The organism is Pantoea sp. B270 (assembly GCF_018726825.1).
Classification (GTDB): Bacteria; Pseudomonadota; Gammaproteobacteria; order Enterobacterales; family Enterobacteriaceae; genus Pantoea; species Pantoea dispersa.
Genome location: NZ_JAHCSX010000001.1, coordinates 1105635 through 1127595, shown reverse-complemented (window position 1 = coordinate 1127595; position 21961 = coordinate 1105635). Strand labels below are relative to the sequence as shown.

Annotated in this window: 17 protein-coding genes; 11 read left to right on the top strand and 6 right to left on the bottom strand. The window is 58.0% G+C overall.

The features are described 5' to 3' along the window. Positions 1-246: 246 nt before the first annotated feature. The 3 genes from KOL70_RS05440 to KOL70_RS05430 all read left to right on the top strand — a co-directional run bounded on the left by KOL70_RS05440 (position 247) and on the right by KOL70_RS05430 (position 2913). Complete coding sequence (locus tag KOL70_RS05440; protein ID WP_136547640.1) at positions 247-1083, top strand: MBL fold metallo-hydrolase; 837 nt, start codon at positions 247-249, stop codon at positions 1081-1083. A gap of 115 nt (positions 1084-1198) precedes the next feature. Next, the gene (locus KOL70_RS05435; protein WP_021505986.1) at positions 1199-1621 is read left to right on the top strand and encodes a DUF2231 domain-containing protein; all 423 of its coding nucleotides are present in this window, start codon (positions 1199-1201) and stop codon (positions 1619-1621) included. Continuing rightward, entirely contained in the window at positions 1618-2913 is a 1296-nt protein-coding gene (locus KOL70_RS05430; protein WP_215480329.1) for a sorbosone dehydrogenase family protein, read from the top strand. Before KOL70_RS05435 ends, KOL70_RS05430 begins: the two co-directional genes overlap by 4 nt. A gap of 527 nt (positions 2914-3440) precedes the next feature. On the opposite strand, the gene KOL70_RS05425 is transcribed toward KOL70_RS05430, so the two are convergent. Beyond that, the gene (locus tag KOL70_RS05425; protein WP_215480328.1) at positions 3441-4334 is read right to left on the bottom strand and encodes a LysR family transcriptional regulator; all 894 of its coding nucleotides are present in this window, start codon (positions 4332-4334) and stop codon (positions 3441-3443) included. 102 nt (positions 4335-4436) lie between these two features. Here KOL70_RS05425 and KOL70_RS05420 point away from each other — a divergent pair, with 102 nt between their 5' ends. After that, a complete protein-coding gene (locus KOL70_RS05420; protein WP_215480327.1) occupies positions 4437-5531 on the top strand; it encodes an NADH:flavin oxidoreductase in 1095 nt (364 codons plus the stop codon). A 186-nt stretch (positions 5532-5717) separates the two neighbouring features. Here KOL70_RS05420 and KOL70_RS05415 read toward each other — a convergent pair whose 3' ends face one another. Beyond that, a complete protein-coding gene (locus tag KOL70_RS05415) occupies positions 5718-6620 on the bottom strand; it encodes a ParB/Srx family N-terminal domain-containing protein (RefSeq protein WP_215480326.1) in 903 nt (300 codons plus the stop codon). A gap of 137 nt (positions 6621-6757) precedes the next feature. On the opposite strand from KOL70_RS05415, the gene KOL70_RS05410 reads away from it, so the two are divergent. Continuing rightward, positions 6758-7390 (top strand): DapH/DapD/GlmU-related protein, encoded by a 633-nt coding sequence (locus KOL70_RS05410; RefSeq protein WP_215480325.1) that lies wholly within the window; start codon positions 6758-6760, stop codon positions 7388-7390. Between the two features lie 3 nt (positions 7391-7393). Here KOL70_RS05410 and KOL70_RS05405 read toward each other — a convergent pair whose 3' ends face one another. Then, positions 7394-8713, bottom strand: coding sequence for an MFS transporter (locus KOL70_RS05405; protein ID WP_215480941.1), 1320 nt, complete (start codon positions 8711-8713; stop codon positions 7394-7396). 201 nt (positions 8714-8914) lie between these two features. Then, the gene (locus KOL70_RS05400) at positions 8915-9883 is read right to left on the bottom strand and encodes a GT-D fold domain-containing glycosyltransferase (protein ID WP_215480324.1); all 969 of its coding nucleotides are present in this window, start codon (positions 9881-9883) and stop codon (positions 8915-8917) included. Positions 9884-10454: 571 nt separating this feature from the next. Here KOL70_RS05400 and KOL70_RS05395 point away from each other — a divergent pair. After that, complete coding sequence (locus KOL70_RS05395; protein ID WP_159378148.1) at positions 10455-12815, top strand: membrane-bound PQQ-dependent dehydrogenase, glucose/quinate/shikimate family; 2361 nt, start codon at positions 10455-10457, stop codon at positions 12813-12815. Between the two features lie 59 nt (positions 12816-12874). Here the strand turns inward: KOL70_RS05395 and KOL70_RS05390 are convergent, their stop codons facing one another. Continuing rightward, the gene (locus tag KOL70_RS05390) at positions 12875-14341 is read right to left on the bottom strand and encodes a catalase (protein WP_104186617.1); all 1467 of its coding nucleotides are present in this window, start codon (positions 14339-14341) and stop codon (positions 12875-12877) included. A 477-nt stretch (positions 14342-14818) separates the two neighbouring features. Here KOL70_RS05390 and KOL70_RS05385 point away from each other — a divergent pair, with 477 nt between their 5' ends. The 3 genes from KOL70_RS05385 (at position 14819) to KOL70_RS05375 (ending at position 17870) form a co-directional block, all read left to right on the top strand. Next, positions 14819-16240: a carbohydrate porin gene (locus KOL70_RS05385; RefSeq protein WP_369974294.1), complete on the top strand. Its 1422-nt coding sequence runs from the start codon at positions 14819-14821 to the stop codon at positions 16238-16240. A gap of 167 nt (positions 16241-16407) precedes the next feature. Next, positions 16408-17085, top strand: a complete 678-nt coding sequence (locus KOL70_RS05380; protein ID WP_104186619.1) for a glutamate racemase — start codon at positions 16408-16410, stop codon at positions 17083-17085. 80 nt (positions 17086-17165) lie between these two features. Continuing rightward, positions 17166-17870, top strand: a complete 705-nt coding sequence (locus tag KOL70_RS05375; protein ID WP_104186621.1) for a pirin family protein — start codon at positions 17166-17168, stop codon at positions 17868-17870. A 116-nt stretch (positions 17871-17986) separates the two neighbouring features. Here the strand turns inward: KOL70_RS05375 and KOL70_RS05370 are convergent, their stop codons facing one another. Beyond that, complete coding sequence (locus tag KOL70_RS05370) at positions 17987-18445, bottom strand: RpiB/LacA/LacB family sugar-phosphate isomerase (RefSeq protein ID WP_021506001.1); 459 nt, start codon at positions 18443-18445, stop codon at positions 17987-17989. A 433-nt stretch (positions 18446-18878) separates the two neighbouring features. On the opposite strand from KOL70_RS05370, the gene KOL70_RS05365 reads away from it, so the two are divergent. Together KOL70_RS05365 and KOL70_RS05360 are read left to right on the top strand one after the other, a co-directional pair. Beyond that, positions 18879-20213 (top strand): MFS transporter, encoded by a 1335-nt coding sequence (locus tag KOL70_RS05365; protein WP_058774655.1) that lies wholly within the window; start codon positions 18879-18881, stop codon positions 20211-20213. 1 nt (position 20214) lies between these two features. Next, positions 20215-21960, top strand: a complete 1746-nt coding sequence (locus KOL70_RS05360) for a dihydroxyacetone kinase family protein (RefSeq protein ID WP_104186622.1) — start codon at positions 20215-20217, stop codon at positions 21958-21960. Position 21961: the final 1 nt, after the last annotated feature.

The following is a 21961-nucleotide window of genomic DNA, read 5'->3' as shown; positions in this document are numbered from 1 at the left end:
GTTAACCGACCGCGATAAATAACCGTAGCGTGAATAACCTTGCGCTGCGGTTATTTTTTTGCTCATTAAAAATCCGCACTCAATATTTCAATGCATTGAAATTAAATGAGTAATAAATAAATTGATAAATGAATAATTCTGGTTTATTTGCAATTAGCATCATCATGGCACATATATGTTAAATCACTTTTTTATTTATTCATTTAATAACGGCGCGCTCGCGCCATTTTATTTTGGGGGAGAACAATGCGAATTCATCACCTCAACTGTGGCTGCATGTGCCCGCTCGGCGGCGCGTTATTCGATGGTTTCAGCAAAGGTCCGTTTGCTGAACTGGTGTGCCACTGCTTACTGCTGGAAACTGACCGTCACGGTTTAATCCTCGTGGATACCGGTCTGGGCACGCAGGATATGCGCCATCCTGACCGCCGCCTGTCGGGCTTTTTCCGCGCGCTGAATAATATTCGCTATAACGAGCAGCTCAGCGCGCTGGCACAGATTCAGCTGCTGGGTTTTCGCCCGGAAGATGTGCGCCACATTATTCTGACCCACCTCGATTTTGACCACGCCGGCGGCATCAGTGATTTTCCGGCCGCCCGCATTCATCTGCTGCAGCGTGAACTGGATACCGTAACCCAGGCGGGCGACAGCAGCTGGCTGGCGCGTCAGCGGTTTCGCCCGCAGCAGTGGACAGCGCACGATGGCTGGCGCGGTTACGCCAGCGGCGGCGAGCGCTGGTATGGCTTTGATGCGGTGAAGGCGGTCGACGATCTCAGCGATGAGATTCTGCTGGTGCCGCTGCCGGGACATACGCTGGGCCATGCGGGCGTGGCGATTCGTCACCAGGGCGGCTGGCTGCTGCATGGCGGCGACGCCTGGTTTTATCGCGGTGAAATGTACCACAGCCAGCGCCACTGTACGCCGGGCCTGCGCGCCTATCAGCGCCTGATGTGCAGTGACCGCGCCGCCTGGCACAGCAATCAGCAGCGGCTGCGTGAACTGTCACTGCAGCACGCGCAAGAGGTGCAACTGTTCTGCAGCCACGACGCGCAGGAACTGAACCAGTTCCGTCGGCACGGTTAACTTTTTGTGCGGGCTGTGCGCATGACTCTTTATCTTTACTAATATTTCTCAGGCGTGCGAAGCGATGCCTGGCCGGATCGCTCTCGCCTGGAAAAACTGTGATAGGGAGAGTGCGATGTACCATACCTCGGGACGCTCGGTTGTTGGCGTGACGCTGTTTACCCTGCTTGAGCCGTTGCCGCTGGGCTTTTTCTTTGCTGCCTGGCTGTTTGATATTATCTATCTGCAAACCTTCATCGTCATGTGGACCAAAGCCGCCAGCTGGCTGATAGCCATCGGACTGGTGCTGGCGATTGTGCCGCGACTAATCAGCCTGATTCATTTATTCCGTGGCGCACCTGCCGCAGAGAAAACCCATTTCTGGCTGTCGCTGCTGGCGATCGTGCTGGCCATCGTTAACGCATTCATTCACAGCCGCGATGCCTATGCGGTGGTGCCGATGGGCGTGACGCTCTCCACCCTGGTGGTGGTGGTGTTGCTGATAGCGAATCTGCAGCTGGCGCTGCGCGAGCGTCGTTTACAGGGAGGTCGCCCATGAAATTTCGTGTTATGAGTGCGCTGGGAATTGCGGTACTGCTGAGCGCCTGCGACAGCGGATCGGACCTCGATCCGCAACGGCAAATCGGCCCTGATCCGCAGCTGCCGCAGGCCAAAAACTTCTTTATGCCGCCGATGCAGGTGCCGGAAGGCACCGCGTGGAAACAGGGCGAGACACCAAAAGTGGCCGACGGCCTGAAGATCGAGAAAATCCCGGCCAGCCTGATGCACCCGCGTCAGCTGTATGTGCTGCCGAATGGTGACGTTCTGGTGGCAGAAGCCAACGGGGTGAAAAACCCGGTCACGGCACCGAAAGAATTGATCATGAGCCTGGTGCAGAAATCTTCCGGCAAAGGTGGCCCGGGCGGCAACCGCATCACGCTGCTGCGCAACGTTAACGGCAAGTGGCAACAGCACCGGTTTATCGAAAACCTTAATGCGCCGTTTGGCATGCAGCTGATTGGCAATACGCTGTATGTGGCTAACGCCGACAGCCTGGTGAAATTCCCTTACCAGACCGGTGAAACCGAAATCCGTACGCCGCCGGAAGAGGTGACGTCGCTGCCGGGCGGTGAGCTGAATCACCACTGGACCAAAGCGCTGCTCGCCAGTCCGGACGGCAGCAAACTGTACGTCGGTGTCGGCTCCAACAGTAACATCACCGAGAACGGTATCGGCGCAGAGTATGGCCGCGCGGCGGTGTGGGAAGTCGACGCCGCAACCGGTGCCAGCCGCATCTATGCCAGCGGCATCCGCAATCCTACCGGTCTGCAGTGGGAGCCGCAAAGTGGCAAGCTGTGGGCCATCGCCAACGAGCGTGACGAAATCGGGTCGGATCTGGTGCCGGATTACCTGACCTCCGTGCAGGACAAAGGTTTCTACGGCTGGCCGTACAGCTACTTTGGTCAGCACGTCGACGAGCGCGCACAGCCGCAGCGGCCGGATCTGGTCGCGAAAGCCATCAAACCGGACTATGCACTGAGCTCACACGTGGCACCGCTCGGCCTGCTGTTCTATGGCGCGGATAATATGCCGCAGTACCGCGGCGGCGCCTTCATCAGTGAACACGGCAGCTGGAACCGCACGCCGCTCAACGGCTATAAAGTGATTTGGGTGAAATTTGAAAACGGCAAACCGGTCGGGCAACCGCAGACGGTGGTGTCAGGATTCCTCACCGACGATCAGAAGCAGGTACGCGGTTTGCCGGTAGGACTGGCGACGGATAATCAGGGCGGGGTGTTGATTGCCGACGATGCTGGCAACGCGATCTGGCGTATCAGCGCCGCGAAGTAGGATAATCGCAGGCAATAAAAAAGGATTTGGCCAGGTCGCCAAATCCTTTTTTTATGTTCGTCACCCGGCTGGTAACCGCGCTCGGAACGGGGTGCTCAGCACTCCTCACAAAAGGAATGATAAAATGTGCAGCGAAAGATTTCAAGTTTCGCTAAAATACTGTGTGGTTATACAGGTGCTGGGCGCGGCGGATGCTTATTGTTTTCTGATGACTCCAGGGGCGCGGATAGTCAAACCCCGGCAGGTTTCAGGTGGTGCTGGCCTGTGGCTTTCACAATGAGTGCCGCTCAGCGCTCCTCACAGATGTGCTTAGGCGGTCGGCGGGTAGAGTCAGGGCCCCGAAAGCTGAACAGCGCGCTCCTGTCAGAGGAGAAGGAAAGTGATGGAACTTGTTCGATTACTCCTGGACCTGGTCCGGGTGATCCTGCAAATCATCGTTGCCCTTTTGCAACTGACCGGTCAGGCGCACTGACCGGAACTTGAAACAAGGCGGAGCTCACCCCTCCGCCTTTTTTCGTACGCTCGCGTCACGCGCCGGGCCGGCTTTGCTGTTGCATCGCCTGTCTGAGCGCCGCAACAAACACGCTGACGCGCGCCGGCAAGTGGCGCGTGGTGGGAAACAGCGCCCACACGCCCAGCATCTGCGGCTGCGCGTCCTCCAGTTCCAGCGCCACCAGTTCGCCGGATGCCAGCTCTTCCCGCACATCCCATTCGGATAGCTGCGCGATGCCGCTGCCGGCCACGCACAGCGCACGCACCCCTTCGACATTGCTGCCGCTAAAGCGCCCGTCAACGCTCAGGCTGGAGAGATGACTGTCCACCATAAAACTCCACTGCACCACATTCGACAGGCGCAGACAGTGGTGTTGATGCAGCTCCGCCAGATGACGCGGCGTGCCGAAGCGTTGCAGATAGCCCGGAGCCGCACACAGCCGGCGCGGGTTGTCGGCCAGACGGTGTGCCACCAGGCGGGAATCGCGCAGCGGGGCGATGCGAATCGCGACATCAAAGCCCAGCCCGACAATGTCCGTGACATCGTCGCTGAGCTGAAACTCAACGCGCAGCCCGGGGTTTTGCTCCATCAGAGACGGCAGCAGCGGAATAATGGTGCGGCGGCCAAACCCCGTAGGCGCGGTGATGCGCAGCTGGCCGGTGGCTCCCTGTTTATCGGGCGCGAACAGGTTGCGTGCGCTTTGTTCGGTCTCGGCCAGCGTTCTGGCATAGGGAAGAAACTCTTCGCCTTCATCGGTGAGGGCAATGGCGCGCGTGGTGCGATGCAGCAGCCGTACGCCGAGATCCTCCTCCAGTGAGGCCAGCCGGCGCGACACGGTCATAGTGGTGGTGCCGAGCCGCCGCGCCGCCTGCGTCAGGCTGCGGGTTTGTGACACCATCAGAAAAACATCAATATCCCGGGAGTTCATTGTAACGGTTTCCGTTAAGCAGACGTATCATAATCGGCCATTTTTGCCACAATGGCGACTCACTATAATGGCTCCTGATGATAATTTATTTCAGAGCGCCAAATGTCCGACAAACACCTGTTTCAGAGCAATACGCTTAACCACCTCGATTTAACCAATCGCCTGATGGTGGCACCGATGACGCGCATCTCCGCCAGTGTGGATGGGGTCCCGGGCGAGCGTATGCAGCAGTACTACACGCGTTTTGCCCGCGGTGGCTTTGGCGCGATAATCACCGAAGGTCTCTACATCGATGAAGCCTGGTCACAGACTTACGCTTTTCAGGCCGGGCTGGTCAATCGCCAGCAGATCGCCGGCTGGCGGGCCATCACCAACAGCGTGCACCAGCACGGCAGCAAAATCATTGCACAGCTGATGCACGCCGGTGCGATATCGCAGGGCAATATTTACCGGCGCGATACGCTGGCGCCTTCGGCGATCCCGCCACGTGGCGAACAACTGCGGTTTTACCATGGCCACGGCGCTTATCCGTTGCCGCGCGCCATGAGTGATGAACAGATTGAGCAGGTGATTGACGCCTTTGCTGACAGCGCGGCGCGTGCCATTGAGGCAGCCGGTTTTGACGGCATTGAAATTCACGCGGCCAACGGTTATCTGCTCGATCAGTTCTTTACCGATTACACCAACCAGCGCAGCGACCGCTGGGGCGGCGATATTATCGCAAGACTGACGCTGACGCGGGAGGTGATTGCCGCGGTGCGACAGCGCATCGGTGCCAACGTCACGCTGGGCGTGCGGATTTCCCAGGGGAAAGTGAATGATTTTACGCATAAATGGCAGGAGGGCGCTGCCGGAGCGCGCCAGGTATTTGCGCTGCTGGCTGAATCAGGTATCGATTATCTGCATCTGACCGAGCACGATGCGTTGCAGCCAGCGTTCTCGGACGCGGCAGAGTCGCTGCTGCAGCTGGCGCGCCAGGCTGCGCCACAGTTGCCGGTGGTGATCAACGGATCGCTGTCAGATGCCGAACGCGCCGGCATGGCGTTGTATCAGGGCGCAGATTATGTGGCGCTGGGCAAAAGCGCGTTGGCCAATCCGGACTGGCCACAGCGCGTTCGCCACGGCCAGCCGCTGCGCGCCTTCGATCAAAACCTGCTGGCACCGTCCGCGGATGTTAAAAACAGCGAGCTGGTATAACCGCCGTTTTCGGTCGCCATCCATGGCGACCCTGCCACAACGGTGAAAGACGCATGCCTGTGCACCAGCAACAATGGTATGGGGTTTTGTCGGGTGCGCATTGCTGCGCATCAGCAACAATGGTGTGTGATTTTGTCGGGTGCGCATTGATGCGCACCTGGATAAACCCAACACTACCCAGCCCGCTTAACGTTTAAACGCCCAGCTCAGCTTACCGTTATCGGCGCTTAACTTGTACAGCGCCCTCTGGTTCACCGCGTCTCTGGCACCGAGCGCCTTTGCCGTCAGCGGACCGCTATCACTCTGCGCAATCACCGTATCCTTCGGCACGCTCACCATCTTCTCCGCCACCTTTTTCACCGCTGCGGCGTAGCCGTCGCGGTCGCGCAGGTTGAACGCTTTCAGCGGCAGTTCCCGGCTCAGCCACTGTCCCCAGAAGAACTCCAGGAACGGCGGCGGGTTGTCTGGCTTATCGAAGCCGATATCGCGCACAAAGTAGATCAGCGAACGATACTCATCATCCTGCATATGCTGGCGACCCAGCTCCTGCGGCAGCGCTTCGGGGGCGATTTTACCGTTTGGCGTCTCCAGCCACACCAGATGTGCCGCCGCCATTTTCTGCCAGAAAGCAGCCTGGCTTTTCAGCGGGCGGAAATCATCGGTAATGCGCACCTGCACCGGCGTTGACAGGCCGGCCATGTCAGCAAAGTTGCTGAACGTGTGGTGACCATCAGTCAGGTACAGTTGATTATCCGGACCGATCACCGCGGTTTTCATCGGGCCGGGCTCGCTGCCGACCGGCGCCTTACAGCTGAAACTGGCCGGATCGCGCAGGGTGGAGCGCGGCGTGAAACTTTTCACCCCTTTTTGTCCCATGCTTTCGCAATAGTCATCGAACAGCTTTTCCGGATCGGCCTGATAACGATGCTGCTTGTAATCCAGCTGGCGATAACCAATGGCGGCCTGAGTGGGATGCAGCTGCGCCAGTTCGACCTGCACAATTTCTCCGGCTTTGATGTCGGGCGGCAGGGCGGCAAAGGCGGGGGCGGTACTGAATAGCAAGGCTAATAACGGCAGGGACGCTTTCATTCCATTTTCTCCTGAAGATCTCCCGGTGGAGCAACACGATAGCATTCCTGTCATCTTCCCGCTCTAGTGTTGTGGCTCGCGGTTGCGTTGAGGCAACCACTTATCCAGACATCTGACCACAACGGAGCACCTGCTTTATGATTTCTGCCACACAGCATCCCGCTAAACTGCAACACACCGCCATCGATCCCAGCGTCCGTCTGCGCGACACGCAGATTGGCCAGCAGTGTGAAATTCTGGCGCACAGTTATCTGGAATACAGCGAACTGGGTGATTTTTCCTACCTTGGGGAACACTGCTGCGTGGCGGATGCACAGATTGGCCGCTTCACGGCCATCGCCAATCAGGTGCGTATCGGGGCACCGAATCATCCGATGGATCGCGCCTCACAGCATCGCTTCACCTACTGCCCGGAGTATTACGACAGCCGCGCGCAGCGTGATGCCGGTTTCTTCGCCGGACGCCGCGCCGATCGGGTGATCATTGGTCACGATGTGTGGATCGGTCACGGCGTGATTGTCCTGCCTGGCGTGACGGTCGGTAACGGCGCCGTGCTGGCGGCCGGGGCGGTGGTGAGTAAAGATGTGCCGCCTTACACCATCGCCGGAGGTGTGCCGGCGAAACCGATTCGCGCCCGTTTCAGTGCCGACATCGCGGCGCAGCTGCAGGCGATTGCCTGGTGGAACTGGCCGCTGGAGAAGCTGATGGCACACCTGGCGGATTTTCAGTCGCCGGATATCGCCGCCTTCTGCCAGCGGCACGGGCGATAACCCTTACACAGCCTGCTGCGCGGCGGCTGGCGGCGCATCGGCTTGCAGGCGTTTCTCCGGCTGCAGCAGCGTCATGGCCAGCATGCTGCCAAAGGCGATACAGGCGGTGACGGTAAACATGGCGTTATAACCGTAGTACTGCGCCAGCCAGCCGCACAGCATCGGTGAAATGATCGACGCGAGGTTGGCGATGGCCAGCGTCATGCCGCTGAAGGTGCCGACCGATGCCTTCGGCGTCACGTCAATCACGACCGACCAGTAGACGTTATTCACCAGCGCATTGAGCGCGTTGCCGAGCGTCATCAGCGCGATAATCCCGGCAGCAGATCCGACCCAGGGAATGGCCATAAAGCAGCAGGCGGTGGCGCACAGCGTCACGGCGGCAAACAGGTTGCGCGCCAGCCGCAGATTGTTAAAGCGCGCCAGCAGGCGATCGGCGATGCGCCCGCCCAGCAGCACCGTCAGGCAGGCACCGCTCCACGGGATCATCGCCACATACCACAGCGAGTGCAGGTCATAGTGGAAATTATCCTGCAGATATTTCGGCAGCCAGGTCACCAGGGTAAAGGTGATGTAGAGGAAACTGAAATAGCCCAGCGCGTTGCACACCAGCGTGCGGCAGGTGAAGAAGCGCCACCACGGCAGCGCGCCTTCGTCCTGCGGCTGCTGGCGTTGCCCGGCAATGATCAGCTGACGCTCGACGGCATTGGCGCGCGGATGTTGCTGTGGCGTATCAGTAAAGTGGCGGGCAAACAGCAGCATCGCCAGCAGTGAAAACGCGCCGAGCAGCATAAACATCATGCGCCAGTCGTTGGTGAGCAGCAGCAGTCCGACGGCAATCGGTGCGGTCAGCAGCGAACCCACCTGGGTGCTCAGCAGGCCAATTCCCAGCGCGAAACCGCGTTCGTTATCCGGTGCCCAGTGGGCGATGGTTTTGTTCATCAACGCGTAGGCCGGCCCTTCGCTGAAGCCAAACAGCACGCGCAGTGCAGCAAACCCCATGATCGCCGAGCCGCCAAACAGCGCCATGCCCAGCTCTCCGGCCCAGGCAGTGGCGATCTCCAGCAGCGACCACAGAATGCCGGCCATCAGCCAGACCTTTTTGGTGCCCAGCCGGTCGGCAAGGAAGCCGCCGCACAGCGACCCGAACAGATAGCCAAAGCCAAAGTAGCCCAGCACGGCACCGAGTTGCACTTTACTGAAGTGAAATTCCTGCGAGATGGCGTTGGCGGCGAACGACAGCGCACCGCGGTCGATGTAGTTAATCAGTGCGATGAGAAACAGCAGCGAGAAAATGGTGTAGCGGGTTGAGGACGCTTTCATCATACGACTCCTGAAAATGAACACAGGAATCATTAAGCAAAGGTAATGCCAGATTGCTAAGGCTGCTAACTAATTAGTGTCCGCCATGCCATAGTGCCCGCGCCGCCGCAGTGGGAACCATCGCGCTGGCTAATAAATACCCGCTATCTGAGCGTGCTGCACCAAACCGATCGCCGGCACGATCGGTTACGGTGCGCTGCATCACACTGTCGGCTGCGTGACCACCGCGGCACTGCGCAGTGGCTCCTGACCTAAACCGACGTGCAGCAGAATCTGGCTGCGGTAATGCGCATCCGCTTCATGCTGCTCGTCACTCTGTAATAGACCGACCTCATTCACATTTTTCCCCGCGACCTGCACCTTGGTGCGTGCCGCGCTGCGCATCCACTCATACTCAATATCGATATGGCCGGTATCAATGCAGCGAATGCCGTGCTGACTGAGGTCGTAAGCCAGCACGGTTGCCGTCGGGCCAAGGGAGATCAATACCATGTCGAAATCGCGCGCGTGCGCCATCACATTACTGTATAGCTCGTTATAAACCGAAAAGGCGTTACGGTTGAGGGTGGTAATGCGCCGGATCTGCCGTGCGCCATCCAGCAGATCGTTACCGAGACCAAGGCGCGTGCCGCTACCCTCAACAATCAGAATTTTTTTATCATGAAACAGCTGTTTAAATTTGGCAAAAATACGTGCCGCCGGCTGTTTATCTTTATAATCATGATAAGGTCGCGTTACCGACGTATTACCATAGCGATAGCCTTTCTTTAATAAATGCTCATAGTGGCGAAAGAAAAACGCTTTATGAAAAAACCAGAATAGCGCTGAGCCAAAACGCATATTCCCGGTGCCGCGAAAGGCATCAGGCATACACAGCAGACAGCGATTATCGCTCTGCGTGCCACGGCGCATGATCTCTTTCAGGCGAATGGAGAGGCGTTCATCAAAAGACTGAAAGCCTATATTCTTAAATAGCGTCATTTCCAGTTCCCCATCCCCATAGCGGCACACTGAGAGCCGGTCATTGCTGAGCAGCAGGTCGATGGTCTGTTCTGCTGACAGAACCTGGTATTGCCGGGCGTGCGCATTGGCCACGGGAAATTTAATGGCAGCGTGTGTGAGTTTAAATGGAAAACGTAATTTGCGATAAAAAGCGTCTGCGCTGATCATAATAACCTTCTTTTTATAAGCGGCTTCGCCGCAGAGCAGTCAGATAATATATATCACCGATTAATTTTGCAGACAGGCTAAGGAAACTCTCAAAATAAGAAACACACTATTTCATTTATCAATGTCATCGTGCCGGAAAGACGCTATTTTTAGGGCAAAGCGCAGCGTTGCCTGCTTTTTTACCATCAGGTTCTGACATGACCAGGACAAATCGCATTTGTACGCCACTAATCAATTAAATAATTTCACCAGAAATACATGCGCCGACAAATTGCAGGCTGCCCGGCAGCACGCCTGTCGCGCCCTTAGTCATATCGCACGCTGCGTTATCAAAAAATGCGGATTTTCCTGATGATTGATTAATTTCCTCCAACAAAATTGAAACGTGATTTCACTCACACTACGAGCGAAGCGGGGCGCAGCATTAAGGAGCAGAGCTACATTGATAAGCGGCACTAACGACACGCCGCCAGGCAGATTTTTAACTAACGGTTACGTAAGTTAAGATTTTGTTGAGTTTATGTGTCTTTAGTTTGGGGTGGTTAATAATGATGAGCGTTGAGGGATTCGCATGATAAACAAACTGACCAGTCTCGTGCTGGCGATTCTGGGTGTTGCGCTGCTCTATATGGGCGGCAAGCTGCTGATGATGGGCGGCAGCGCATTTTACGCATTGATGGCGGTGGGATTACTGATCACCGCCATTTTACTGTTCCGCAATCAGCGCAGCGCGTTAAGCCTGTATGCGGTGCTGATGTGGATTACGCTGGCATGGATGATCTGGGAAGTCGGCTTCGACAAGTGGCAGTGGATCCCGCGCGGCGATCTGTTTGGCGTGATCGGCCTGTGGCTGGCGATGCCGTGGGTGGTCAAACCGCTGTATCAGGGACAGCGTCGCTTCCACGGCCTGCTCGGCAGCACGGTGGCCATCATGATTGTGCTGGTAATTGGATTGTGCTTTTACGATCCGCTGCCGCAGGCCGGCACCATCACCAATGCGCGTGAACAAAACAGCGAGCAGGGCGCGAGCGCTGACTGGACCGCCTACGGCGGCACCGCCGACGGCCTGCGTTTCTCCGCCCTGAATCAGATCACCAAAGAGAACGTGCGCAATCTCGAAGTGGCCTGGACCTATCACACCGGCGATCTGCGTCAGGATAACGATGCCACCGAATACACCTTCGAAGCCACGCCGCTGAAAGCCAACGGCATGCTCTATTTCTGTACGCCGCACAATGAGGTCCACGCGCTCGATCCGCAGAGTGGTGCGGTGAAGTGGAAATACACGCCGGCGAAAGATCGTTCTTATCTGCAGCAGCATCAGACCTGCCGTGGCGTCAGCTATTACGCGGGCGCACCGGCTGCCGCACAGGACACGGCGGCGACGCCGGCGATGTGCCGCAAGCGCATCTTTAACGCCACCACTGACGCCCGGCTGATTGCGCTGGATGCCGACAGCGGCAAACCGTGCGCCGATTTTGGCAACAACGGAGTGGTGGATCTGCATGCCAATATGGGTGAGGTTCGTCCACACGCGTTGATGCAGACCGCCGCGCCGCTGGTCGCGGGCAATCTGGTGATTGTCGGCGGCTCGGTTATGGATAACGGCTTCAACAGCGGTAACCCCTCTGGCGTAATTCGCGCCTATGATGTGCAAAGTGGTCGTCTGGTGTGGAACTTTGATCCGGCTAATCCGCAAAATACCGCGCCGATAGCTGCTGGCCAGACCTATCCGCAGGATACGCCGGTGGCCTGGGGTACGTTGAGCGCCGACCTGAAAAACGGCCTGGTGTATGTGCCGTTTGGCAACGCCTCGCCGGATGAACTGGGCATCGAGCGCGATGCCAATAGCAATACAGAGAAATTCCGTGATGCGTTAGTGGCGCTCGATCTGCAGACCGGTGCATTCAAATGGCGCTATCAGAGCTCCCATCACGATCTGTGGGACCGCGATAACCCGTCACAGCCGTCGCTGGTCGATATCGATTATCAGGGCCAGAAACAGCCGGTGGTGATCCTGCCGACCAAAACCGGCAACCTGTTTGTGCTCAATCGCCTGACCGGCCAGCCGGTTTATCCGGTTAACGACGTGAAGGTTTCGACGGAAGGCGGCGTGCCGGGCGAGAAATTCGCCGCCACCCAGCCGGTATCCAGTCTGAACTTTATTCCGCAGCCGCTGACTGAGAAGTCAATGTGGGGCATCACACCGTTTGATCAAATGGCCTGCCGTATGGATTTCCGTAGCCTGCGCTATGACGGCAATCCGTGGACGCCAGCCACAGAAGGCGGCTCGCTGGTGTTCCCGGGCAATATCGGGGTGTTTAACTGGGGATCGGTGGCGGTTGATCCGCAGCGTCAGATGCTGATTGCCGCACCGGTTCGCCTCGCCTACAAATACAACCTGATCAAGCGTACGCCCGCCACGGCGACGGAGCGCCTGTTCACCAAAGATGGCCAGCCTTACTGGAACGAAAACTTCCACGGTGATTACGCCATCCACATCCAGCAGCTGGCCTCCGGTCTCGGCATTCCGTGCATTGCACCGCCGTGGGGCCGCATGGTCGGCGTGGATTTGAAAACCGGCAAAACCGAATGGCTGCGTCGCGTTGGCACCACGAAAAACCTGAAAACCAGCTTCCTGCCGGGCCGCTTCCCGATTGGCTTCCCGATGGGCATGGTGGCGCACGGCGGGCCACTGCTGACGGCCGGCGATCTGGTGTTCCACGGTGCGACCGCAGATAACTTCATTCGCGCCTATGACAGCACCACCGGCGAACTGCTGTGGCAGCAGGAGCTTAGCGCCGGCGCACAGGCGACACCATCCACTTACATGGGCAGCGACGGTAAGCAGTACGTGGTGATTGCCGCAGGCGGTCACGGTTCGCTCGGCACCAAAGCCGGCGACAGCGTGGTGGCGTTCCGTCTGAAATAATCCTGTCGATGCAAAAAAGGCGCCCGCGGGCGCCTTTTTTATATTTATAAATCAGCGCATTAACGCTTGGCGCGCTCGGTTTGTACCCGCTGGGCAATGCGATCGCCAATCGTCTGGTCGATGTTGCGCCAGTACTCAAACGCGCGCGACAGCACCGGCTCCTCCACGCCGTTGAGCAGATGACCGCTGACGTTATTCACCAGACGATCACGTGCCGCCTCATCCAGCACTTTATTGACCAGCGTATTGGCCTGGCCAAAGTCATCATCATCCTGACGCAGCGTGTAGGGTGCGCGCACCATGTTGCCGTGCGCTTCCCAGGTGGAATCCGTCGGGTAGCGCTCGCCGTCCGCCACCGGACCGCCTTTCGAGTTCGGCGCATAAACCGGATCGCTGACCGGATTGATGCGCATCGCGCCATCCTTGCTGTAGCTGTGCACCGGTGCCTGCGGGGCGTTAACCGGAATCTGCTTGTAGTTAACGCCAAGACGGGCGCGGTGGGCATCGGCATAGGCAAACACCCTGCCAATCAGCATCTTATCCGGGCTCAGCCCGATGCCGGGCACCAGGTTGTTTGGTTCAAACGCCGCCTGTTCAATCTGCGCATGGTTGTCGGTCGGGTTGCGGTTCAGCATCAGTTTGCCGACTTTAATCAGCGGATAATCGCTGTGTGGCCATACTTTAGTCAGATCAAACGGGTTGAAGCGGTAGGTTTCCGCCTCGGCAAACGGCATGATCTGCATGTACAGCGTCCAGCTGGGGAAATCACCATTTTTGATGGCGCTGAACAGATCGCGCGTATGGTAATCGCCGTCCTGGCCGGCCAGCAGATCGGCGTTATCCTGCGTCAGGAACTCCACACCCTGATCGGTTTTGAAGTGGTATTTAACCCAGAATTTTTCCCCGGCGGCGTTAACCCACATATAGGTGTGACTGGAGTAACCGTTCATGTGGCGCCAGCTTTTCGGAATGCCGCGGTCGCCCATCAGCCAGGTCACCTGGTGCGCCGACTCTGGCGACAGCGTCCAGAAATCCCACTGCATATCGTTATCGCGCAGATTGTTGTCGGCACGGCGCTTCTGCGAACGGATAAAGTGCTGGAACTTCATCGGGTCACGAATAAAGAACACCGGCGTGTTATTGCCCACCATGTCGTAGTTGCCTTCGCTGGTGTAAAACTTGATCGCGAAGCCGCGCGGATCGCGCCAGGTGTCCGGGCTGCCGCGCTCGCCGGCCACGGTGGAGAAGCGCATCACCACATCGGTTTTGGTGCCGGGCTGAAATACCGCCGCTTTGGTGTAACGGCTGACATCTTCTGTCACCTGAAAATAGCCAAATGCACCGCTGCCTTTGGCGTGCGGCTGACGCTCTGGAATACGTTCGCGGTTGAAGTTAGCCATCTGCTCAATCAGGTAGTGATCGTGCAGCATCAGCGGGCCGTCAGGACCGACGGACAAAGAATGTTCGTCGCTGGCTACCGGAATGCCAGCATCCGTGGTGGTCGGCTTGCGATCGTCATTGCTCATAATATCTCCAGCTTTTGTAAGGATAATCCAACCACTAAGCGTAGCAGCGAGGCGCAGGCTTGCCCGAATAATTGCGCCGTCTCATCTGGTTGCCGCATTAAGCGATGCGGCACAGCTCGCAAATTTGTTTTTTATTTCTGCTGCAGGCTAAGCAGATTTTCCGTGCCGGTAAAAGCGCCATTCTGCGAATGGGATCGGAAAAGAAAAATTAATTCGCCAGTCTTTTAAGACAGGTCGCAAAGGATTTTTCCATTTAAGTAAAAACAGACATCGAATTAATCAATCATCTTATAACTTCATGTAAAATATCACTTTTTAATTTAATGATATTGATCAAAAAGAACCACAATCCGCTTATTTATGCTCTCGCTGCGTCAAAGGCAATCCCGTTGTAATTAATGAATGGACATAATAAGAGAGATAAATATGGTGATGCATAAGGCTAAAACCGCGCGCCTGGCGCTGGCTATCGCGGGGATGATGGTGGGTGGCAGTGCAGCGGCACAGTCATTAACGCTGGAGCAGCGTCTGGCCCAGCTGGAAGAGAAAATCGCGCGCGATGAGCAGCAGCAAAAGGAGGCGAGTGCCGGAACAACCAACACGTTCCGCTTTTCCGGCTACGCCCGTTCCGGCCTGCTGATTAATGATAAAGGGCGCGGTGGACGTGCCGGACCTGCTATTTCGCCTGCCAGTTCGATCGGCGGCGATGCGCATATTGGCCGGTTAGGTAATGAAAAAGATCACTACATCGAGCTGGGCTTTCATAACCAAACCCGGTTCAGTAATGGTTCGTGGGCCAATTTCAAAGCGCTGCTGGCAGATGGCTCATCCAGTCCGGACCCGTGGGTGCAGAATAACGACAACAACCTGAATATCCGCCAGGTGTATGTCGAAATGGGCGATCTGCCCAGCTTTGGGGGCGCCGCGCAACATGCCTCGCTGTGGGCGGGCAAACGCTTTGACGGCGACAATTTTGATCTGCACTTCACCGATACCGATATCGTCTTTCTTGGCGGCACCGGCGGCGGCATCAGTAACCTGCAATGGAACGAGCAATGGCGCAGCGATTTCTCCATTTATGGCCGCAGTTTTGGCGACCTGGGCAGCAGCCGCTACGACGATAACAACGTGCAAAACCTGCTGCTGACCTCAAACCAGTTTTACGGTAACTGGCAGTGGATGTTGACCGGCATGAGCGCAAACGGCAACGACGAGCTGAAAGGGCGCGCATCGACCACCGGCAGCTATGCGCTGCGCAGTGACGATACGGCAAAGCACGGCGTGTTTACCATGCTGGCCTGGCACGATAAAAACCGCTTCTACGGGCTGGCACCGGGCAGCAGCACTCACGCCATTCAGTGGGGGAAAGGACTGGGCGCAGAAACCCGGCAGATCGGTGGCGACGGCGACTTAACGCGCAACGCCAGCGCGCTGCGACTGGCCACTTTTGGCGTGATGCCACTCAGCGATCGCTGGTCAGTGGCCCCGTCGCTGCTGGCGCAGCACAGCGAGGATCGCTACCGCAAAGGCGATCGCTATGACTGGGTAACCATCAACCTGCGCGCATCCCAGGCGATTACGGAAAACTTTGCGCTGCAATATGAGGCATCGTGGCTGTATATGGACCTCAAACCCAATGGCCGCAGCTATCAGGATGGCGGTAGCATCGCGACGTACAACGCGGTGAAGGGCGATGTGTATAAGCTGACCTTTGCGCCAACATTTAAAGTCGGCAACATCAACGACATGCTGGTGCGACCGGAGATTCGCCTGTTCGCGACCTGGATGAACTGGTCTAAAGCGCTGGACAACTATGCGCTGAACGATGATTTCGGCAGCGCGGGCTTTACCGCTGGCGGTAGCTGGAACTTTGGCGTACAGGCAGAAGTGTGGTTCTGAGATCGCATTTCGCGCTGACCGGCTGAAGGAAGGTTGCATGGTGCGAGGCGTTGAGAAATGCCTTGCACCGCATCCGGCGAAGCCTGCCAGGCAGCGGTAAAGCTGCATTCCGTCACCGATTATGGCTATAGTGCAACGTACTGAACCTGAAGCGATAAGGAATCGTTGTGACCATTGCCTGCCTGCATACCGCCGCCAGTAATATTGCTATTTTTAATGACGCCGCACAGTCGCTCGGCATTCCGCCTCAGCAAATCAGCCATCTGGTGATGCCACATCTGCTGGCAGAAGCAGAGCTCAGCGGTGGCATGACGCCGGCCCAGCAGCAGCGTCTGGAGCAGCTGTTACTCAGCCTGACGCCGTGGTTCGACGCGATACTGATTACCTGCTCTACCTTAGGTGCCGCCGCAGACAGCCTGCGCGATCCACAACAGCGCTGTGCGGTTTATCGCACTGACCGTATGCTGGCGGACGAAGTGCATCGCCGTGGCGCACCCGCGCTGGTGCTGTGTGCCGCGGAGTCTACGCTGCACAGTACGCGCCAGCTGTTTTGCCCGGAGAGTCTGGCACCTGACCAGCGTCCGCAAGTCAGGCTTATCCCGGATGCCTGGGCCGCATTCAAAGCTGGCCGGCTGGACGACTATTACACGCTGATCGCCGATGCGGTCGCTCAGGGACAGCAGCAGGGCGCGGTTCAGGTGGCGTTAGCGCAGGTGTCAATGGCCGGCGCCGCGTCGCGTTTTCCTGTGCCACAGCGGCCACTCACCAGCCCGCACCTGGCGCTCAGCTTCGTACTGCAGCGGACTAAAGGCGCGGACGAAGGTCATTCAAAACCACTGATTTAAGCCAACAAAAAGCCCTACTGTTACGCAATTTTGCAGCCTTTATGATGGTCATCAGAACCTGATTTTTGAGGAAGCCACTGATGAACGTGATTAAAGCGCAGCGTGACCAGCTGTTTGAATACGGTCCCTTTACCATTCGCCGGCAGCGGCCGGGAGAACAACTGGGCGCGCTGGCGATTGTCGACCAGATGACGCTGAAGCCCGGCGCGGTGGTACCGATGCGCCGTCATCAGGTTGATGAAATTTTCAGCTATGTCTGGCGCGGCTCGGTGCAGTACCGGCGCGAGGAGGGAGAGACTCTCGCCCTCAACGGCAAACGCGCACTGCTGGTGAACGCGGGCAGTGGGGTACGTCATGAAGAGTCAGCACCGCTGATTGAAAGCGAAATGCTGCAGGCGTACATCCGCCCGGCATCCGGTGACGGTGAAGGGCAGGTGCAGAGTGTGTACCGGGCAGAAGGGGCGGCACTTAACCAGTGGACGCTGCTGGCCGGTCCGCAGCACAGCGCGGCACCTTTGACGCTGCGTCAGGCCGTTTACATCTATGACGTCAGGCTGGATCGTGGCGCACAGATCGAGGTGCCGCATTTGCCGGGTTATGCCAGCTGGGTCACGGTGCTGGAGGGCATTGCACGCACCGGGGATGTGCGGTTGCAAAAAGGCGATGCGGTGAGCGATAGCGCTGCCTTGTCGGCTATCCACGGTGAACGCGACGCCCTGCTGGTCGCCTTTCTGGTGCAGCAGGATGCGCCTGCGGTGCTGAGCGGTACGCTAAGCGGCAGTTAAAACACCGGCTATGACACGGCTGGCATGCACCAAAGTAGCCAGTCGTGTCAGCGTGCCGCTGGCGATGTCACGCACTCAGGTGCTGCCGGCTTTGCAACTCAGCGCCCGATAACCCATTATTTCGCGTGTGACACTTGTTCGTAGTAACCGATCTTCTCCACTTTGGCGGTCGAACCGCCACCTTCAAACTCGGATGCCAGCCAGGCGTTAACGATGTTTTTCGCCAGCTCCGGCCCAATTACGCGTGAGCCCATGGTCATGATCTGGGCATTATTACTTTTGCGCGCGCGCTCGGCGGAGAAGGTGTCATGACACTGCGCGGCGCGCACGCCTTCCACTTTATTGGCAACAATCGCGACGCCAATGCCGGTGCCACACAGCAAAATGCCGCGCTCAAACTGCTTTTGCTGCACCGCCGTCGCCAGCGCAAACGCCACGTCCGGATACATCGGGCGGTCATTTTGCGCGTCGTTACTGTAATCAGTTACCTGATAATCCTGCTCTTCCAGCAGCTTTTTAATAATGTTTTTCAGGTCGATAGCCGCATCATCGGCACCAATAGCGATAGTTTTCATCACGTCTCTCCAGTGATACAAGGTCTGACACCTGCACATATGTTCGTCAGGTGATTAGATGTTCACTGATAGCCTGCCACAAAATCAAACATATGTTCAATACATGTTCATATGATTTAGCGATCGGCCACTCAAAATCTCGCGCACCCCCTGATGTAACGATCGCGCAGCGCCGCTCTGCTGCGAAAAATCCTGAAAATGTCGCTGAAATCAAATCTCATGCGCACTGTCACACTTTCGCCAACTGCGCTTGAGGAGTGAGCAAATATCCGTGTAGTGTTCATTTGTTCGCATGACCCTATCCATGTACAAGAAGACCCATTGAGGACTCGAACATGTGTCATTTGCTTCTTACCTCGCATTTTGTCTGTCGCCAGCGCCGGTTTTGCGCCTGGCCAACACCGTCTCACTGCGCACGTTTCGGAGGTGCGTTATGAATCACTCTGCTGTCAGCGCGGTTGAGCAGACCGCAATCCGCAAAATCTCCTGGCGCCTGGTACCGTTTGTGGCGCTGATGTTCTTTATCAACTTCCTCGATCGCACCGCCATTTCCTTTGCCGGCCCAAACGGCATGACGCAGGACCTCGGCCTCAGTGCGCTGCAGTTTGGTCTCGCCTCCGGCATCTTCTTCATTGGTTACATCCTGCTGGAAGTGCCCAGCAACCTGGCGCTGCATAAGTTCGGCGCGCGGCGCTGGCTGGCGCGCATCATGATCAGCTGGGGCATCGTCTCGCTGCTGTTTACCTGGGTCAGCAGTGTCGAAGGGCTGTACACGCTGCGCCTGCTGCTGGGGATTGCCGAGGCCGGTTTCTTCCCGGGCGCCATCCTTTATCTCAGCCTGTGGGTGCCGGCGCGCCACCGCAGCAAAATTCTCTCGCTGTTCTACCTGGCACAACCGCTGACAGTGGTATTTGGCGCACCGCTGGCTGCCTCGCTGATTGAGCAGCACGGGCTGTTTGGCCTGGAGGGCTGGCGCGTAATGTTTATGGGCGTATCGCTGCCAGCAATCCTCATCGGGATTGTGGCGCTGTTCTGGCTGGTGGACTCGCCGCGTCAGGCGAAGTGGCTGAATGACGACGAGAAAAACTGGCTGATAGCCGAACTGGAGGCGGAACATCAGCACAAGCAGGGCCAGCACCCGCACAGCGTGCGTTCGGTGATGGGCAACAGCCGCGTGTGGATGCTGTGCCTGATCTACTTCGGCTTTATTTACGGCCTGTACGCGCTGGCGTTCTTCCTGCCGACCATTATCGCTGGCTTCCAGCAGCAGTTTGGTACCACCTTCAATGTGATGCAGAAAGGGCTGATCACCGGCGTGCCGTACCTGATCGCCGCCGTCGTGATGTTTTTCTGGTCGCGGGATGCCGCGCGGCGTGGCTGTAAAACCTGGCACATCGCGATTCCTGCGGTCGCGGGCGGCGTCAGCGTACCGCTGGCGCTCTACATGGATTCACCGTTTACCACCATCCTGGTGATCGCCGTAACGGCCAGCGCCATCTTCGCCGCGTTGCCCAATTTCTGGACGCTGCCGACGCAGTTCCTGACCGGCGCATCGGCAGCGGCGGCGATTGCGCTGATTAACACCCTGGGCAACGTGGCGGGTTTCTCCGCCGGTTACATCACCGGCGCACTGCATGATGCCACTCACAGTTATGTGTTACCGATGTTCGTGGTCGGCGGTTTTATGCTGCTCTCCGCTGTATTGATGCTGTTCCTCAATCGCCGTCGCGCGCAGCCTCTGCCAGCCTCATTTGTACAGGAGCAATAACATGACGTACCTGTTTAACCAGCCATCCGCGTTTGCCGCGGAACTGATCGAAGGCTTTGTGGCCGCCAACGCCGATAAAGTACGCCAGGTGAGCGGTGGCGTGGTGCGCAGCACGCGCAGCCAGCCGGATACCGTGGCGGTGATTGTCGGTGGCGGTTCCGGTCACTATCCCGCCTTTGCCGGATTGGTCGGCCAGGGCCTGGCGCACGGGGCGGCAATGGGCAATCTGTTCGCTTCGCCGTCGGCGCAGCAAATCTACAACGTCGCGCGCGCGGCGCATAACGGCGCGGGTGTGCTGTTGCTGTTTGGAAACTATGCCGGTGACGTGCTGCATTTTGGTCAGGCGTGCGAGCGGCTGCGCGCTGAAGGTATTGCCTGTGAGGTGCTGGCGGTAACGGATGATGTGTCCAGCGCCAGCCACGATGAGCGTCTGAAGCGACGCGGCGTCGCCGGCGATCTGTGTGTGTTTAAAGTGGCGGCGGCCGCGGCAGAAGCGGGTGACGATCTGGCTACGGTGCTGAAAAAAGCGCAGCACGCCAACGATCGCACCCGCACCTTCGGCGTGGCATTTTCCGGCTGCACGCTGCCTGGCGCTTCGCATCCGCTGTTTGAGGTAGAGAAAGGGCGCATGGCGCTCGGGCTGGGCATCCACGGTGAGCCGGGCATCAGCGAAACGGCGGTGCCGCGCGCCGACGAGCTGGCAGAAATCTTTGTCGACCGACTGCTGAGTGAGCGGCCAGCGGATGTGGCGCAGGTGGCGGGACAGCGCGTGGCGGTAATCCTCAACGGTCTCGGTTCAGTCAAGTATGAAGAGCTGTTTGTGGTGTATCGCCGCATCGCCCAGCTGCTGTCGGCGGCGCAGTTGCAGGTGGTGGAGCCGGATGTCGGCGAATTCGTCACCAGTTTTAACATGGCAGGCGTCTCGCTGACGCTGATGTGGCTTGATGATGAACTGGAAACGCTGTGGCGCGCGCCGGCCAATACGCCAGCCTACCGCAAAGGCAGCGTCCTGATTGCCGAACCGCTCAGCGCCGCCGAGTGCGAAGAGATCCGTGAAGAGACGTTACCTCAGGCCAGCACCGCATCACAACACAGCGCCCGGCGCGTTCTTGAACTGCTGGAAGCAGTGGCGGTGATGATTCAGCGTCATGCCGGCCAGCTGGGCGACATTGATGCGGTAGCGGGCGACGGCGATCACGGCATTGGTATGGAGCGCGGCGTACTCGGCGCGGTAGAAAAGGCGCGTGAGGTGGCCGCGCGTGGCGCCGGCGCTGGCAGTCTGCTGTGTCGCGCCGCCGATGCCTGGGCGGATAAAGCGGGCGGCACGTCCGGAGCACTGTGGGGCGTGGCACTGACCGCGCTCGGCACCGCACTGGGCGACAGCGCGGCAGCGGATGCAACACGCGTCGCTGCCGGCGTCCGGGATGCCAAAGAGGGCATTATGCACTTCGGCAAAGCGCGCGTCGGTGATAAAACCATGGTTGACGTGCTGGTTCCGTTTAGCGACACGCTGAGCGCTGCGGTCGCGCAGGGCGCATCACTCACCGAAGCCTGGTTACGTGCGGCAGCGGTGGCGGAGCAGGCCGCGCAGGCCACCGCACAGCTGGTACCGAAAGTGGGGCGTGCGCGGCCGCTGGCAGAAAAAAGCGTTGGCACGCCGGACGCCGGTGCGGTTTCACTGGCGATGATCGTCAACACCGTTGGCAATCTGTTAAAAGAACACAGTGCATCTGAACAGGGAGCGTAAT